This is a genomic window from Methylobacterium sp. Leaf456 (assembly GCF_001425465.1).
GTDB lineage: Bacteria > Pseudomonadota > Alphaproteobacteria > Rhizobiales > Beijerinckiaceae > Methylobacterium.
The window spans coordinates 107155-124431 of sequence record NZ_LMQV01000041.1 but is presented as its reverse complement, the minus strand read 5'-3'; the positions used below and the strand labels follow the sequence as shown (position 1 = coordinate 124431).

The window sequence follows — 17277 nt, the reverse complement described above, 5'->3', positions numbered from 1 at the left end:
TCCCTTCGATTTCAAAGCTTACCGGATCCGCACGACCTTCGCGACGCTCGGCACGCCGGCGGCATCGATCGCGAACAGCATCCAAGTGCCCGGCAGCAGGATGCCGGGGTCGGCGGGCAGCGCGAGCTGGTGGCTCGTGCCGCTCTGGGTGACCGCGAGCGGCACCCGGCGCTGGTCGGTGTTGGTCGAGTGGGTGACGCTGCTGAGCCGCACCAGGGAGAAGCCGGTCACGGCCCGATCCGTCGTCACCGCGAGCGTGCCGCCCACCGTGGCGCCCGTCGGCGCCCCGGTGATGGTCGGGCGGCTCGCGAGGTTGCCCTGCGCGTCGTAGAGGTTGGGCGGGGTCAGGATCTCGAAGTCGAGATGGTCGGCCCCGCCGCAGCCGCCGCACAGGCCGCCGCCGCCGACGAGCACGCGCCCGTCGAGCATCAGCATGGCGATGCTGTGATAGTTGCGCGGCACGGCCATCGGGGCGAGTCGGCGCACCTTGCCGGTCCGGGGCGACCAGATCTCCGGCATCATCACCGGCAGGTTGTCGGTGAACTGCGCGGCCACGTTCTGCCCGCCGACAGTCACGACGTCACCGTCGGGCAGGACCACGGAGTTCATGTAGGTCCGCGGAAAGAGCATCGGCGCGGTCTCGGCCACCGTGACGGCGCCGTTCGGGCCGGCACCGATGTCGATGGTTAAGGCCGTGTCCAGCGACGGCACCCCGGTATAGGCGGGGGCGCCGCCGACTTTGAAGATCTTGCCGACGTCGTACATGTTGGCGGTGCCGTTGACCGCGAACGGGTCGTTGCCGCGCTTGCCGACGGAGCGGATTCCGCCGTCCCCACCGGTGTCGATCCAGTGCATCTCGCTGCTCGGGCCGGCATGGAACACCGAGCCGTTGGCGCCGGCGAACAGCCAGTAATGGGTGTCGCCGGGATAGACCGGCACGCTCGGGTCGGCCGCCGCCTCGCCCTTGACGTTGCGCAGCACGCGCCAGCGGTTCGTCGAGGGCGACCACACCTCCCCGTCCTTGCCGCCGGCCCCGCCCGACCACGAGCCGCCATAGGTGAAGGAATCACCGTTCGAGAGCGTGGTGTTGGCGTTGTAGCCGCGTGTGATGTTCATGTCGGCCACGCGGGTCCACGTGTTCGCGGCCGGATCGTAGATCGTCGAGACGCCGGCCGTGATTCCGCCGGTGATCAGGATGCGCCCGTCCGGCAGGACGTTCGTGCCGGGGCAGAACATGTTGTGGCCGGTGTTGGCGATGTAGGTGTCCGTCGAGCGGTCGGTCGCCGGATCGTAGAGGGTCGTCCACGTTCCGTTGCCGGAGTTGAAGCTGTTGCGCTGCTCGGCGGCCCAGAACACGACCTTGCCGTTGGGCAGCACCGCGCCGGCGACCGGGACGATGCCGATGCCGCGCGGCGCGGTCCACGCGGACGGGGCGCGCCCCTCCGGCCCGAGGATCGTCCAGCGCTGCGGATCGGCCGAGTCGCAGTCCCACTGAACGATGGCGCTGCCCGAGTTGCGGTTGTCGTTGCCGCCCGTCGGGCTGAGGCAGCGGCCCGAATGGGTGGCGACGATCTCGGTCCACTTGTCGAGCTTGCGCAGGCGGAACAGGGCGTTGGCGGCGGTCGAGCAGCCCTGCTGCACCACCCGGACGCCGTTGCCGGTGCCCGCGTTCTCGACCGTGAGGCACTGGCCGGTGGTCGCGCTGCGGATCTGGTATCCGCCCGCCGCGGGCAGGAAGGTCCAGTTCTGACCGGCCGTGTCGCGGCAGATCTGCTGGACGACCCCGTTGCCGGCCCCGTCGACGCAATTGCCCGAGCGGCGGTTGATCAGCACCGAGTCGCCGCTCGGGGCGGCCTCGCCGGGCGGCTGCGCGGTGGTGCCGCCGTCCGCGCCGGTTCCGGTTCCCGTCCCCGTTCCCGTTCCGCCGGTACCCGTGCCGCCGGTCCCGGTTCCCGTGCCGGTCGTGGTGGTGCAGCGCAGGGTGTAGACGAGGTTGCGGCCGGGCGCGCCGGAATCGCCCCACACGTCCTGCCGCCCGCCCGTGGCGCAATCGCCCGAGGTTTGGAGCGCGCGCTGGTTCGGCGTGTCGCTATAGTAGAGGATCGGCGTGCCGCCCCGCGACTTGTCCTGGTTGGCCCAGATCCGCAGGCCGACGGCCCAGCGCCCGCCCGTGGGCACGGTGATGGGCTGCGACGGCGCGTTCATGCCGGCCGGCGTCGCGCCGAAGTTGTAGGACAGCACCAGCGTCTGCGTCCCGACGCTGCCGTCGGCGTTGCGGGTGAACAGGAACACCTCCTTGGCGAACCAACCGTCGACATAGGTCGGCGTCAGGGTGACCGAGGTGGCGGTCGCGGTGCCCGTTCCCGTCGTGGAACCGGCGTCCTGCACGTCGCAGGCCTTGGCCACGCCGTAGAGCGGATCGCCGAAGGTGGCGTTGTTGCAAGCGATCGAGCCGGTCGCGGTGCGGGTGGCGAAGGTGCCGTTGGCGCCGTAGCGCACCGTCCGCGTGCCCGAGACGACACAGGTCTGGTTCTCGGTGGCGCAGCGCGTCCAGGTCACGGTGCCCGTTCCTGTGCCGGTCCCTGTGCCCGTGCCGGTCCCCGTTCCGCCGGTGCCCGTATCGGTGCCGCCTCCGGCCGTGCCGCCGGTGCCCGTGCCGCCGGCTCCGGTTCCGCCCGTCCCGGTGTCCGTCCCTGCCCCCGTACCGGGATCGGTGCCCCCGCCGGTGCTCGTCCCCCCGCCCGTGCTGGTCCCGCCGCCGGTGCCCGTCCCGGTCGGGGCGGTGCAGTTCAGGGTGTAGAGCACGTTGCGTCCCGCCGTGCCGGCGTCGCCCCAGGCGTCCTGCCGGCCGCTGGCGGCGCAGTCGCCCGAGGTCTGGAGCGCGCGCTGGTTCGGCGTGTCGCTGTAGTACAAGATCGGCGTGCCGCGGCGCGACTTGTCGCCGTTGGCCCAGATCCGCAGGCCGGCGCCCCAGGTCGAGCCGGCCGGCACCGCGATCGGCTGGGACGGCGTGTTCAGGCCCGCGGTCGCGGCGCCGAAATTGTAGGAGGCGACCGTGGTCTGGGCCGTGATGGTCCCGCTCGCGTTGCGCACGAACAGGAACACCTCCTTGGCGTACCACCCGTTGATGGCCGTCGGCGTCAGGGTGACCGAGGTGGTGCCGGTCGCAGTCCCGGTCCCCGTCGTGGTCCCGCCCCCGGCCGAGGGCGCCGCCGCGCTCGCGCCCGGCACGAAGGTCTGGTTGCCGCTGCCCGAGCAATCCCATTGGATCAGCCGCTCGCCGGTCGCCTGGGAGGCCCCGTAGACATCGAGGCACTTGCCCGAATACGCCGCCGTGAGCCGCGCTCCGGCCCCTTGCGCCTGCGCCGTCCACATCTGCTGCGTCACGCCCTGGCAGCGGATCTGCCAGACCGTGCTGGCGTTGTTTCGCGTGGCCTGCGAGTCCATGCACAGGCCGGTCGCCCCGTTGGCGAGGGAGAAGCCGTTTCCGGCGGGCACGATGCGCCAGGTCTGCTCGGCGCTGCCGGTGCAGGGTTGCTGCACGATCGGCACGGTCTCGGCCGGGTTGGCGCCGGGGACGGCGAGGCACATCCCGGAATGGGCGGCCTTGATCGGGCCAGAGCCGGTGCGGGCGGCGAAGTCGATGTCCGCCCAGGCCGGGACGGGGGCGGCACCGAGGAGAAGCAGCGCCGGAAGGCAGGCCCTCCTTCGCAGGAACGCCGTCGCCCCACTCGCTGTCCGTGCCGTGTCCATCTCGCCCCCGCGGTCGATCGAGTCCCGATGAGTTGCTTTGCAACCTCGGACGACTTCAATATGCAGCGGACGTTTATGACTCTTGACCGCGAGGAGGTCTCGACATCCGAGGGATAACAAATGGTTTTTCGAGGATTATCGTTATGAATCGTGGTTTAACGCGGCTCGTCCGAAGGAATGCGTCGGGGTTGAATTGAAATTCATCCCTTGGTCAGCAGCATCAGCCGCTCGCAGGCCGGATGAACGGTGCCGGGCATGGTCACGAGCGTCGAAGTGCGCCACGTGAGGAGCCCCAGGCCGGTGCTGCGCCCATCGACCGAGAGGGCCGCAGCCCGGCCCGAGCGCCCCCCGGTTGGCGTCTCGGCCACCACGCGGATCTCGTAGAACTGGCGCAACGACGACTTCACGTGCCGGCGCAAGCCCTCGGACCGCGCCCCGCCGCGCGCCGCCAGCACTGGGTTGAGCATCGGATCGATGCCGCCGCTCGTGTTCCAGACGGTCACCGCGGGCCGCAGGATCGCCGCGATCGCCCGCGTCATCGAGGGCAGCCGGTCGAGTTCGTCGATCGCGTCGTAGGGGGCGTTGCGCGGGCCGTAGGCGAGGCCTCGGGCCTTGTATTGCGGGGCCTCGGCGCCCCCCATCGGCTCGGGGACATCGTCCGTGTCGCGGTCGTCGATGATCTCGGCGGCGATCGCCGAGGCGTCGCGGTCGGCGAGGCCGAGTGCGCGAAAGCCCTCCTCCAGGAGCGGGCGTGGGGAGGCATTCAGGTCGATCAGGCCGCCCTGATCCTGGAGCGTGACGCGGATCGCGCCGCCGCCGGGCAGCGGGCAGGCGACCGTGCCGCCGTTCTCGGGCAGGCCCAGGCCCGGCAGACGCCGCACCCGCTCGTTGATGAGGGAGATCGCGACGAACCGGGTGAGCCCGTCCACCAGTCCCTGCAGCCGTAGCCCGTCGAAGCGGGCCGTGGTCGTGCGGGTGTGAGTCTGCATCTGCTGCGTCGCCAGGGCCGCGGCGGCGGCAACGACGATTAGGATGGCGACGACGGAGGGCAGGACGAAGCCCGCTTCGCCGGACCGGGCTCGTTTCATGGCCCCGCTCCGAGCGGCAGGACGAGGGCGGGCCAGCGCCGCGCGTCGGCGGCGGGGAAGTCGACGCTGACCTCGACCAGCGTCGGCAGCCGGTCCCTGCGCTGCCAGCTCGTGACCCAGCGCGGCTGCCAGTCCGAGGCGCCGCCCTGCCCGAGCACGCCGAAATAGCGCAGCCTCAGCCCGACGATGCCCTCCAGCAGGATCTCGCGCTGCGGCCCCGTCGCCGCGTCGGAGGTGACGCGGATGTCCTCCACGAGCGCGAGGCCGGTGCCGCCGGGCGTCGCCGCCACGCTCAGCCCGAACGCGATCTCGGAGAGGCGCTCGGCCTCGACGTTCGCCCCGATGGTCGCCGTCAGCGCCTCGCCCTGGCCGAGGAAGGCGACGCGCCGCCCGTCGCGGCGGCGGCGGACGACGTTGGCGAGCGTGCGGCGCAGATGGCCGCGCACGAGCTGCACCTCCTCCTGCGCGGCGAGCCGCTGCGCGCTGCGGGTGACGAGCCCTGTGGCCTGGAGCGACTGAATCAGCAGCATCGCGATCAGGGACATCAGCGCGAGCGAGACGATCATCTCGATCAGGGTGAAGCCGGATTCGTCGGTCCCGGCGCGCATCGCGAGATGCCCGCACGCGGCGGGCTTCCCGCCGGTCACGACGGTGCAGCGGGCGTTTCGGGAGAGACGCTCAGCCACCGAGCCCCTCCGCCACGAGGGTGGTGTAGATCACGCGTCCGTCGCTACCGCCCTCCCGCAGGCGTACGCGCCAGAGCGGCGGCAAGTTCTGCCAGCCGAGCATCGGGCCGATGTCGGCGACTTCGAGCGACCAGATCCGCCCGTTGGAGAACCGGCCCTGTTCGAGGCCGGGCCGCAGCGCCCCGGCGGCGGCGCGCAGCTGCACGATGCTCTCGGCCTCGTCGATGACGATGTCGATGGCCGCGACCCTCTGACCGCGCACGAGGATGTCGCCGTGGATCTGGAGCACGAACATCGTGGCGAGCGCCACGATCGCGAAGGCGACCAGCACCTCGACCAAGGTGAAGCCGGCCTCGGTCCCTGACGACTCGGCAACCGCCGGCCTCACAGCGCCACTGCAGCCCGCCGGACCGCACCCGTCGCCCGGCTGACGACGAGGATGCGGGTGCCGCCCGATCCCGATAGGGTGATGCGCGCGCCGGTGCTGCCGCCGTCGGGCAGGAAGCGGATTTCTCCCGGCTCGACGCGGCCCGGCGTGCCGCCCTCAACCGTCACGCGCCACTCGGGCATCGCGAGGACCGGCGCGCCGGGGCGGGCGCTGACGAAGCGGCGCGTCTCCTCGTCGAAGGCGAGGCTCATCGGGCGGCCGGTGCGCTGGGCCTCGATCCGCAGCAGAGCGACCTCGCCGACGATGGCCTCCGCGGCGGCGTTGATCCGGTGCGACGGGATGATGCCGCCGAGCGACGGCGCACCGATCCCGACGGCAAGTCCGAGGATCGCCAGGACGACCAGCATCTCGACGAGGGAGAAGCCGGCCGTCCCCTCGCCGGTGCGGCGGGCGCTCATCGCGCGGGCGCCTGCCGCCGCGGCCGGTCGCCCTCTGCCAGCGCAGCGAGCCGCTCCGCAAGCCGGTCGGGCGCTTCCTCGGCCGCGAGCCGATCCACGATCAGCCCGTTGCCGTCGATGAGCAGGACTGCCGCGGTGTGGCCGTAGACGTGGCCGCCCCCCGGCAGGTCGGTACGCTGCGCCACCGCTCCGAAGCTCGCCAGCGCCTCATCGATCGCTTCGCGCGTTCCAGACAGGGCAACGATCCGCGGATCGAAATGCGTCATGTACTGCGCCAGCACGTCTGGCGTGTCGCGCTCGGGATCGACGGTGACGAAGTAGAGGGGCAACTCCGTTCTCGGCATCTGCGCCAGGGCGGCCGACAGCGCCGCCAGCGTGGTCGGGCAGATATCGGGGCAGTGGGTGAAGCCGAAGAACAGGCCGTAGGGTTTGCCGGCGAGCGCATCGGAATCGACCATCGTGCCGTCGGGTGCGACCAGACGGAAATGTCCGGCGAGGAGGCTCAGATTCGAGGGGGCGAGCCTTGCCGGGATGGGCGGCGGTAACGGCTGCATCGCGATGGCGGCGGGGCCGAGGAGGACGAATCCGAGCGTGGCGGCACTGATCCTGATCGCGAGCATCGATGAGCCTTGCAGGATTTTGGCCTGTCGGGACTGGCATCCCGTCTCGGGGGCCTGATCTTCAGCTCTATCCCGAAACCATTAACGATGCCTTCGGCAGTCGGACGGGGGCAGCAGCAGATCATCCCGACGAGTATCCAGGTTCACCTCGGTCACCTGAAAACAAGCTTTCCCGGAATCCACCAAGACCCGGTCTCATTACGGGCGCTGGAGGCTCGTTGGGGGGGAGCGGCGAGCATCGTCAGCGTCGGGGGGAGCGTCTGACGCTCACCCCGGATCGCCGATGGGGACACCCGTCGCCCGTGCCGAGCTTGTGCGCGAGAGCCTGCCTTATTCAAGCAGCCCGACCGGCACGGAGTGGGCGCTGATCACCCCGCTGCTGCCCGTCTCCTCCCGCACCGGACGTCCCTGGCGCCGGCCGCTGCGGGTGATCCCGGATGGCATCCAGTACGTCCTGCGCACCGGCTGCGCGTGGCGGCATCTGCCGTTGGACTTCCCGCTCTGCTCCACCGTTCACCGCCGGTTCCTACGCCTGTCGAAGGCGGGCGTGTTCGAGCGCCCGGCCCATGCTCTGACACTGGCCGCCCGCTCGGGTGGCGTCGGTGTTGCGGGCGAGCGCGGCTACGACCCTGCCCGGCGCGTCGTCGGCCGCAAACGTCACGCGCTCACCGATACAGAAGGACGGCTGCTCCTGGCCCAGTGCTTTGCCGATCAGGCCTATCAGGGCGCGCGAGGCGGCGGGCGCTGAGAACTTGCGGGGCCGACCGTCGGCAGGCCCGCCCCGGAAACAAGAAGCCCCGCCGCGGCGATGCCGGGTGGGGCTGAAGGGCGATGGAGCGCTTCGAGATTTTGCAGCAGCGGCTGCTGCAGGGCGCGGAGCTGCCTCTGTCCTTGCGGCGCCGACCCGCCTTCCCCGGCAGGGGCAATGAAACCCATTTCCCCGGTGCAGCGCCCGATCAGGCGATGACGAAGTCGCCCGCGTTCAGCGCCGCCCTGTTGTCGAGGGTGGCAAACTGCACCGCGGCCCCCGCGCCCGAGCCGTCCACGTCGTAGGACAGGGCGCCGGTGCCGCTGTCGTAGAGGATGCGGTCGCCGGCATCGACGTTTTCGCCCGCACCCACATCCTTGAAGGCGTCGGCCCGCAGGGCGCCGGGGCTCAGCGTCTCGAAGATCGACGCCGAGAGCCGGATCGTGTCGGCGCCCGAGAAATCCTCGATCCGATCGACGTTGCCGCTGCCGAGCGCGGTCGAGAACACGAAGGTGTCGGCCCCGCGCCCGCCGGCCAGCACGTCGGCCCCGCCGCGCCCGTCGAGGACGTTGTCACCGGCATTGCCCGACAGCCGCTGGCCGAAGGCGTTGCCGGTGATGTCGAGAGCCGCCGTGCCGGTGGAGCGGAGGAGATGGAGCAGCTCGATCTCCTGGCTCGCGGCCAGCGTGTAGGACGAGGTGAGGTAGACACGGTCGAAACCGCTGTTCGCCTGCTCGTAGACCTGATCCCGAAGGTCGTCGACGCCGTAGATGTCATCGCCGAGGCCGCCGATCATCACGTCCTTGCCGCCGCGCCCGTCGAGGAGGTTGTCGCCGGCATTGCCGAACAGGGTCTGGTCGAACGCGTTGCCCTTGAGGTCGAGGTCGGCGCTGCCGGTCGAGCGGAGGAGGTGGAGCAGTTCGATCTCCTGCCCCGCCGCCAGCGTGAAGGATGCGGTCGCGTAGACCCGGTCGTAGCCGCCGTTTGCTGCCTCGATCACTTGGTCGCGGCCGTTGTCGACGCCGTAGATGTCGTCGCCCAGGCCGCCGATGAGGCGGTCGCCGCCGGTGCCGCCCTCCAGCGTGTCGTCGGCGCTGCCGCCGAGCAGGACGTCGTTGCCGGCCAGACCCTTGACCACGTCGTCGCCCGCTGCGCCGTCGAGCCGGTCGGCGCCGTCCGTCCCGCGGTACGTCGCCGAGACCGCCGCGGTCACTTGCAACGACACCTCGAAGCCGCGGGCGGCACCGCCCTCGGTGTAGGTGAGGCCGAGCGTCTGGCGGCCGGTCGGGGCGGTGTCGGTCACGCTGTAGGTGAGGGCGGCGACCTGCGCCGCGCTCAGCGTGTCGCCGACCCGGACCGCCGTGTCGCCGAGGCGCAGCGTGCCGGAATCGGGCAGGTCCGCGACGGTGTAGGGGACGTTCGCCGGGGGCTCGATCGAGAGCGGCGCCGCGATGCTGCCCTGCTCGATCGTTGCGTCCGGATCGGCGCCCGGCAGCACGGTGTCGTTGCGGACGTTGAGGTTCTGGATGCGGTCGTCCTCGGTCGGGGCGGTGTCGCGGGCGCCGTAGGGCGTCTCGCGGAAGAAGGCCGAGAGGTACTCGGCGAAGGCGTCCTGCTCGGTGCCCTCGTTGGCGAAGTTCGCCACCTGGCCGGCATCCGGGACGGTCGCGGCATCGAGCGCCACCACGTCGGCGAAGCTCGGGTCGGCCGTCACGAAGTCGCGGAACGGATAGCCGTCGCCGCCGGTCACGAGGAAGCTCAGCGTCACGACGCGGATGGCGGCGGGGGCGCCCGCCACGACCGCGCCGTCCTCGACGAGCGCGCGGGTCGGGTTGCCGGCCTCGTCGATGAGCGAGGCCGAGACCACGCGCTGGCCCGCGGGCAGGTCGGGATCGTAGCTGAAACCGACGCCGCCGATCTGGGCGAACTGGCCCGGCGTCGCGCCCGGAGCGGTCGCCGCGACCGCGTGTTCCAGCACCGCCAGGAGCTGGTCCGCGGTCACGGTGATGAGCGAGAGCGCGTTGTTGAAGCGCAGCGCGTTGGCGATGTCGAGCTGCGAGACATCGCCCTCGGCCTTGTTCGCCTCGGGGTTCGCCGCCGGGGGCAGCTCGGCGGGGTTTTGCGGATCGGCGCTGATCGTGCCGATCGAGTCGCGGATGCCGCCGCCGTTCTTGATCGAGACGAGGACGGTGTCGTCGGCCGACTTCGCGTACCAGAGGTTGGCGTCGGCCGAGAGGTTGCCGAGGTTGGTCTCCTCGGTGCGGACCTCGCCGCGGCGGCCTTCCAGATAGACCGAGGTCTTGCCGAAGATGTTGGCGTCCTGGCCGTTGATCACAGCGCCGACGCCGGCTGCGATGTCGTTCACGAGGTCGCCGCGGGTGCCTTCGGCGAACGGGTCGGTGTCGACCGTGCCGTCGCCGTCGATGTCGATCGGGTTGGCATAGAGATCGTCCACCACCCCGTCGGTCGTGGCGTAGGCGCCGTTGAGGCTCGGATCGAGGCTGTCGGCGATGATGTCGCCGTTCTCGTCGAACTCGACCACGAGGCGGCCGACATAGGAGTACTCGTTCGAGGTGTTGACGATCACGGTGGTCTTGCCGTCGGCATTCCTCGTGACGAAGGGGTAGGTCTCCTCCGCCCTGTCGCCGGGCTGGAGACCGCGGGCGACGTCGTCGGCGTTGGCCATCAGCGTGTGCGAGCCGCCGGCCACGATCACGTCGACGCCCTTGAGCAGCGGTGCCAGCGCCTTCTCCAGCGCGAGCTGCTGCAGGTGGGAGACGAGGACGATCTTGTCGATGCCTTGCGCAATCAGCGCGTCGATGGTCGGCTGCAGCACGGCCGCGAGCGCCGCCATGTCGTCGCTCTGGGGGCCCTTCACCGTGACGCCGCCGGTCGAGGACAGGCTCTGGACGATCTGGGTGGTGGCGCCGACGATGCCGATCTTCTCGCCGTTCTCGGTAATGATGGTGGCGGGCGCAATCTTCTTGTTGTTGCTGCCGACGCCGACGGCGGGCGGGAAGCCGGCATAGTCGGCGGCGTCCCGGATCTCGCTCGTGGTGAGGCCGCGCAGGTTGGCGTCGCCCGAAAAGTCGAGGTTGGCCGCGAGGTAGGGGAACTGCGCAGCCGGAAAGCCCGCGGTCTGGCGCATGATGTTGGCGAGCGCGCTGGTGCCCGCGTCGAACTCGTGGTTGCCGATCGCCGAGGCCTGGATGCCGATGATGTCGAGCATCGCGATGTCGGCGGTGCCGAAGCCGGGGGTGATGTTGAGCGTGCCGGCGGCCAACCCGTAATGGGTCTCCAGGGCGGTCTCGTAGACCTCCTTGAGCGAGGCGTCGCTGCCGGCGGCGAAGAACGGGCTCGGCAGGAAGTTGTCGCCCGACGACAACGTGATCGAGTTTACTTGCGTGTCCTCCAAGTAATCGACGATCGCCGCGAAGTTGCCGGCGCGATCGACGGCGTCGAGCCCGGCCTCGAAGTCGGAGGCGTGCAGGATCTGCAGGCGGTAGGGCGTGGTCTCGGGCAGATCGACCTCGTAGGCGGTCACCGTGCCGCTGACTTCGTTCGCCACCAGCAGCATGCCGGTCCCGGTCGGGCTCTCGCCCGCCGGCACGTACTTGACGATCTCCGGTGCCTTATCCCCCTCGGCGGGGGCGAGATACTTCACGTAAGCCGGGTCGGCCGGATTGGTGACGTCGTAGATCATCACGCCGCCCTGGCGCTCCAGGCCGACGAAGGCGTAGGTCTTGTCGCCGATGGTCGCGACGTCGATGCCCTCGGGCTCGCCCGCCTTGTTGTCCGAGCGGGTGTCGAAGCTCGGGGTTTCCTCGCCGTTCTGGTTGAACACCGTGCCGGCCTCGGGCAGCGCGGCGATGATCTTTTCGAACTCGCCGCCGGTGTCGGACACCTTGGTGATGGTGCCGTCGGCGTTCTGGCGGAAGATCGACATCCCGCGGCAGCCGAAGGTGACGATCTCTTCGACGCCCGCTTGCGTCGGGTCGGTGTCGCCGTCGATCTTCGAGACGACGAGGCGGCCGGCATAATCCTCGCTCTTGAGCGCGGCCTCCTGGCTACCGAACACCGTGTCGTTCAGATCGAGGCCTGAGAGGCGCACCTCGTCCGAGCCGTCGACCCGCGAATCACCTTCGTTGGCGGTGGCGAAGTAGGTGACGCCGGCCACCGTCCAGGTCGCGACCGCGTCGGGCATCAGCAGGCCCTTGATCGGGGCGGTGACGATGTTGATCTTGCCCTGGCTGCCCGAGCCGGTGCCGGGCCCGTCACGGTCGGAGAAGTCGCCCTCGTTGCCGGCGAGCGCGTGATCGACATGGCCGAGCGGCAGGATCGAGAGCAGCACCGGAGCGGTGCCGGTGATGTCGAAGCTCGCGACCGCGTTGTTCTCTTGCAGCGTGACGTAGGCGCGAGTGCCGTCGGCCGAGACGTCGATGTATTCGGGCTCGAGGCCCTGCGAGGCCGTGAGGCCTTCGAAGAGGCGCACGCCGGCCGCCCGCAGGCCGTCCTCGGAGCCGTCGAGGGCGGAAAATCCCGTGGTCGCGACGGTGGCGTTGGCCGCGCCCTGCGACAGGTCGATCAGCGAGACCGAGCCCTCCGATTCGACCTCGCCCGCGCCGGGGTTCTCGCCCTCGTTGGCGACGAGCAGCTTGATGCCGTCGGGGGTGAAGGTCAGCATGTCGGGCAGCGCGCCGACGGTCAGCGTCTTGAGGAGCTGGCCCGTGGCGGTCGAGAATAGGGCCACCGTGCCGGGATCGGATTTGACCGCCGCTTCGATCGCGACCGCGAGCACGCCGTTGGCGACCGCGATCGAGTTCATGCCGCTCTCAGCCGTGTAGCCCGCGACCAGCGCCGCCACGTCGATCTCGCCGGTCTTGGCGGGCGCGGTCGGGTCGGCGAGGTTCACGATCTCGATCCGGTCGGTGACGTTGTTCATCACGAACAGGCGCTCGCTCGACGCCTCGAAGGCGACGACCTCGGCCGAGCCGGAGCCCGAACCGGTGGCGTAGGTGCCGAGCAGGCGAGTGGCGAGGCTGTCGGTCGCGACCGGGGTCGTGGTCGAGCCGGTGAGCGTCGAGTCGCCTTCTTCCAGGATCGCGACGCCGTTCACCGCGGCGGCGGGCACGACGAGGCTCGCGAGCAGCGGATCGTGGTCGCTGGTCTGGTCGGCGAATTCGGCGTTGATGTGCACGATGTCGAACTCCGCACCCTGAAGCAGGCCGCCCGTGACCAGGACATGGTCGAGCGTCTGGGAATTGCCCTCGAAGACGTAGTCGTAGCGGTCCGTCACAGGCAGCGCGTCCATGAGGTCGGACAGGATGGCGGTACCGCCGGCCGTGTAGGTGGCGGTCGCGTCGATCGGATCGCCGCCCGGCACGGAATAGTCGGTGAGGCTCGCCTCGCCCTTCAGCACGCTCAGCGGCTGCTCGCCGGGGAACTCGTTGAGGTCGCCCACGACCATCACCTTGGCACCTGCGTCTTGGGCCAGCAGGCGATCGACGAAGCCGTTGACCGCCTGGGCCTGGGCGGCGCGCTGCACCTCGCCCGCGTTGAGGGGCGGCTGGTCGGAGCCGAGGAGGGGCGCGCTGCCGCCCTTCGAGGTGAAATGGTTGTTCACCACCGTCACGGTCTGGCCGTTGAAGGTGAAGTCGGCGGCGAGCGGCGGGCGCGAGCCGAAGAAGGGATTCGCAGAATCGGTCTGCTGGCTCGCGTCGGTGGCCGTGAGCGGGGCACCGTCGACGCCGACCGTGCGCAGGGAATCCTCGATGAGGCCGACCCGGTCGGTGCGGTAGACGAAGGCGGTGCGGATGTTGCCGCCCGGCTGGCCGCCGTTGGTGCCGTCGCCGATGAACGGGTTGTCGATGAAGGCGTAGGTCACGCCCGCGGGGGCGGCCGCGTCGAGGGCGTCCACCAGCGCCTGGAGGGTCGCGGCGGCGCTGGTCAGCCCGTCGTTCGTCGGGCCGTTGCCGTCCTGAACCTCTTGGAGCGCGACGATGTCGGCGGCGTTGAGCGCGCCCAGGATCTCGGAGGCGACCCGCTCGAACCGGGCGGCGCCGTCGCTCGGGTTGAGGTTCTCGGCGTTGTAGCTCGCGACCAGCAGGCGGCTGGCATTGCCGGACAGGGTGCCGTCCTCGCGCGTCAGCAGGCTCGGCTGGGCCACGGTGAAGGCCTGCGTCGCGCTGACCTGATAATTGCCGAACTCGTAGGTGACGATTCCGGTCACGTCGGAGAGCCGGGCGCCGACATCGGCATCGGGCGTGGTGAAGCCGCGCAGCAGGCCGGAATCATCGTCGATCTGGATGCGCTCGGGGTTGAAGTCGCCGCCCGCCGTGTCGGTGTCGCCGAAGCTCGGGCTGCCGAGATCGGTCAGGAGGTTGCCGCGTCCCGTCAGCCCGGTCGCGCTCGCGCCGTTGGCGGCTTCGCCGTCGTCGACGACCGTGAAGATCTCGCCGAAATCGTTGGTCGGGCCGGTGGCGACGGGCGCCTCCACCGTGACCAGCATGCCCTCCAGGCTCTCGAAGAACGCGACGCCCTCAGCGAGGCTTTCCGTCGGCGGCAGCAGCCCGCCCGCGCCGCCGATCTGCACGGGGGCGATGTCGGGAGCGTGATCGGCCGCGGCCAGGATCTGCACCGAACCCGCGGCGGAGGCGGTGATCTGCGTGGTCGAGAGGCTGCCCGGCGCGGCCCCGCTCGCCGTCAACTCGCTGACGAGCCCGGTCGCCTCCACGAGCTGGCCGACCGAGACCGCGGGCGCCGTGCGGGTGAAGACGAACAGCCCGTCCGAGGTGGCGGCGTTCCCGTCGCCGGTCGGGTCCTGGATGGTGAAGCCGTTCGAATCGACCGCGGTGACGACGCCGCTCGTCGTCACGCGGGTGCCGGCCACCGGCGAGACCGCGCCCGAGCCCTGGATGTCGTAGATGCGCACGGGGGTGATCCTCCACCGAAGACCACACGATGAGCCGGCCAAGTATTCGGCCCGGTCATCGTGTCGCCTCGAAGCCTGCTCGATGTCGTTCGACGTGCCCGATGCTCGCAGGCGCAAGGTTGCGCCGCGAGAACTCGGGTCGGGACAGGTCTTTCGTTCGAGCTTCGCTAAAACAGCGATCCGTGACAGGCATGTGAAACGGCGATCACGCTCGCATGAGCCGCGAAACCGTCAGAGCCGTCTCACCCCATGGGCTGCAGGACGCGGGCATCGCGGCCCCGGCGGCGGGCCTAGAGCATCGTCCTGGATATCGGATCCAGGACGATGCTCTCTATCCTTGTGCCGCATCGTCTTTTTCCGAAAGCCGGAAACCACCTTTCGGGACGATGCTCTAAGCCCTCAGCTCCCCCGCGGCGCGAACAGGATCACCGCCATCCCGATCAGGCAGATCGCGCCCCCAGCGACGTCGAACCGGTCGGGGCGGTGCCCCTCGACCAGCCACAGCCACAGGATCGAGGCCGCGACGTAGACGCCGCCATAGGCCGCGTAGGCCCGGCCGGCGGCCTCGCTCTCGACCAGGGTGAGGAGGAAGGCGAACAGGGCCAGCGCGGCGAGCCCCGGCGCCACCCACCAGACCGAGCGGCCGAGCCGAAGCCACGCCCAGAAGGCGAAGCACCCGCCGATTTCGGCGAGCGCGGCGGCGGAGAAGGCGAGGAGCGAGCGGGTCATCGCCTCCGCTTGCACGGCGGCGGGCGACGGGCCAAGCCGGGATGACAGGATTACCGGCCGATCCAGCCGGCCTCACCGTCATTGCGAGGCGAAGCCGAAGCAATCCAGCGCTCCGCACTCGTCAGATAGGTCGCGCGGCAGTCAACACACCTCGACGCGCCTCGTCCGGTATCGTCGCGCCCTGAATTGCTTCGGCTTCGCCTGGCAATGGCGGCGCAAGGGGGGAATCCGGTGCGACCAAACCGGAGTTGATTCAAGCATCGTCCTCGGGCGCGAAAACCTCGCCGCGCTCGGCGAGGCGTACGTTGTCCTCGTCGGCCCGGAGCTGGCACGCGGCGCGGTATTCTGCGGCGGCCCGGTGCAGCCGCGCCGCCTCCGGGTCGGTCGGCTCGGGGGCGGAGGAATCGGCCCGCTCGGCCAGTGCCTCCACCTCGCGCTCGAGGGTCGCGCGCTCGTACGCGTTGAGCCCGGCCGGATCGCCGAGGCCGAGTCGAGGCGCCAACAAGGCGGCCAGGACCTGTCGCTTCGTCTCCCACTCCGCCATCGCGCTCCCTCCCTCGCGGCATACTTGCTCGATTCAGCGCGTGGAAGCAGGCGCGGTTCCGCGACCGGCGGACCCGCGAGGCCGCCGTGCGGGTTGCCCCGGCATGATCGACGCCCTCGAAAACCCGCCGGATGTCCGCCCGAGGCCGGCGCGGCTGTGGCGCCCGCGCCGGGTGCTGGTCACCCCGGCCGCGCTGATGCACGCCCACGGGCGCGCGATGGCCGAGCGGGCGGAGGCCGAGGGCCTGCCGGTGGAATATCTGGCGAGCAACCGCCTCAGTGCGCCCAAGGGCGATCCGCGCCGGGCCTATGCCGAGGCCAAGGCGACTTTGGCCATCGTCGTGGCGCCGCCCTCGAAGCTGAAGCTCCAGCCGATCCCGCCGAGCGCCGACTGGCGCTTCGACCTCGCCGAGGGGTGCCCGGCGCATTGCCAATATTGCTACCTCGCCGGCTCGCTGTCGGGCCCGCCGGTGACCCGCGCCTACGCCAACCTCGACGCGATCCTGGGCAACCTCGGCGACTATGTCGGCCGCGGCGGCGTCACCAGCGCCTCGGTCGAGCGCGCCGCGGAGGGCACGACGTTCGAGGCCTCCTGCTACACCGATCCCCTCGGCATCGAGCACCTCACCGGCTCGCTCTCGGCGGCGATCCAGCACTTCGGTGCCTGGGACGCAGCCGTGCAGTTGCGCTTCACCACCAAGTTCGCGGCGGTCCGGCCGCTGCTCGATCTGCCGCATCGCGGGCGCACCCGCATCCGCTTCTCGGTCAACGCCGCACCCGCCGCCCGCTACGAGGGCGGCACCGCGCCGCTCGCCGAGCGCCTCTCCGCGATGGGCGCGGTGGCGGAGGCCGGCTACCCCGTCGGCCTCACCATCGCGCCGATCCTGCCGGCGGAGGGCTGGCGCGCGGCCTACGACGCCCTCCTCACGGAGGCCGCGGACGCGCTCGCTCGCGTGCGGGCGCCGGACCTGACGGTCGAACTCATCACCCACCGCTTCACGCCGGGCTCGAAGGAGGTGCTGGAGGGCTGGTATCCGGGCTCCGACCTGCCGATGCGGGAGGACGAGCGCAGCCGCAAGTTCACGAAGTTCGGGTCGGTGAAATACGTCCTGCCGGCGGAAATCATGCGCGAGATGCGACAGTATTTCTACGAGCGGATTGGCGTACGGCTGCCGTTCGCGAGGATTCTGTACTGGACGTGACGGCGGCTTCCCTCGGCTCGTCCCACCCAACCCCCTCATCCTGAGGTGCCCGCGCAGCGGGCCTCGAAGGAGGGCTCCAGTACCCGCGCGATCCTCTGGAACCCTCCTTCGAGGCTTCGCTTCGCTCCGCA

Annotated in this window: 10 protein-coding genes and 1 pseudogene; 2 read left to right on the top strand and 9 right to left on the bottom strand. The window is 70.6% G+C overall.

Annotated elements, in window-relative coordinates; all coding sequences use genetic code 11:
• Positions 1 to 18: 18 nt before the first annotated feature.
• The 6 genes from ASG52_RS19190 to ASG52_RS19165 form a co-directional block, all read right to left on the bottom strand.
• Positions 19 to 3753, bottom strand: coding sequence for an RICIN domain-containing protein (locus ASG52_RS19190; RefSeq protein WP_082552648.1), 3735 nt, complete (start codon positions 3751 to 3753; stop codon positions 19 to 21).
• A gap of 200 nt (positions 3754 to 3953) precedes the next feature.
• Complete coding sequence (locus ASG52_RS19185) at positions 3954 to 4841, bottom strand: type II secretion system minor pseudopilin (protein WP_056246755.1); 888 nt, start codon at positions 4839 to 4841, stop codon at positions 3954 to 3956.
• Complete coding sequence (locus tag ASG52_RS19180) at positions 4838 to 5527, bottom strand: type II secretion system protein GspJ (RefSeq protein ID WP_156384044.1); 690 nt, start codon at positions 5525 to 5527, stop codon at positions 4838 to 4840. Before ASG52_RS19180 ends, ASG52_RS19185 begins: the two co-directional genes overlap by 4 nt.
• Positions 5520 to 5915, bottom strand: a complete 396-nt coding sequence (locus tag ASG52_RS19175; RefSeq protein WP_056246749.1) for a type II secretion system protein — start codon at positions 5913 to 5915, stop codon at positions 5520 to 5522. The genes ASG52_RS19180 and ASG52_RS19175 overlap by 8 nt, the downstream gene beginning before the upstream one ends.
• A complete protein-coding gene (locus ASG52_RS19170) occupies positions 5912 to 6373 on the bottom strand; it encodes a GspH/FimT family pseudopilin (RefSeq protein ID WP_056246747.1) in 462 nt (153 codons plus the stop codon). Before ASG52_RS19170 ends, ASG52_RS19175 begins: the two co-directional genes overlap by 4 nt.
• A complete protein-coding gene (locus ASG52_RS19165) occupies positions 6370 to 6993 on the bottom strand; it encodes an SCO family protein (RefSeq protein WP_056246744.1) in 624 nt (207 codons plus the stop codon). Before ASG52_RS19165 ends, ASG52_RS19170 begins: the two co-directional genes overlap by 4 nt.
• 283 nt (positions 6994 to 7276) lie before the next feature.
• Between ASG52_RS19165 and ASG52_RS19160 the strand changes: the two are divergent.
• Positions 7277 to 7732 (top strand): annotated as a pseudogene (locus tag ASG52_RS19160) (transposase); the annotation flags it as partial.
• 217 nt (positions 7733 to 7949) lie between these two features.
• Here ASG52_RS19160 and ASG52_RS27710 read toward each other — a convergent pair.
• The 3 genes from ASG52_RS27710 to ASG52_RS19145 all read right to left on the bottom strand — a co-directional run bounded on the left by ASG52_RS27710 (position 7950) and on the right by ASG52_RS19145 (position 15945).
• On the bottom strand, positions 7950 to 14672 hold the full coding sequence (locus ASG52_RS27710) for a choice-of-anchor I family protein (RefSeq protein WP_056246740.1): 6723 nt from the start codon (positions 14670 to 14672) through the stop codon (positions 7950 to 7952).
• 399 nt (positions 14673 to 15071) lie between these two features.
• Positions 15072 to 15401, bottom strand: a complete 330-nt coding sequence (locus ASG52_RS19150) for a YnfA family protein (RefSeq protein WP_056246738.1) — start codon at positions 15399 to 15401, stop codon at positions 15072 to 15074.
• Positions 15402 to 15654: 253 nt separating this feature from the next.
• Positions 15655 to 15945, bottom strand: coding sequence for a hypothetical protein (locus ASG52_RS19145; protein ID WP_056246735.1), 291 nt, complete (start codon positions 15943 to 15945; stop codon positions 15655 to 15657).
• A gap of 103 nt (positions 15946 to 16048) precedes the next feature.
• Here ASG52_RS19145 and ASG52_RS19140 point away from each other — a divergent pair, with 103 nt between their 5' ends.
• Complete coding sequence (locus ASG52_RS19140) at positions 16049 to 17146, top strand: SPL family radical SAM protein (protein WP_056246732.1); 1098 nt, start codon at positions 16049 to 16051, stop codon at positions 17144 to 17146.
• Positions 17147 to 17277 lie beyond the last annotated feature (131 nt).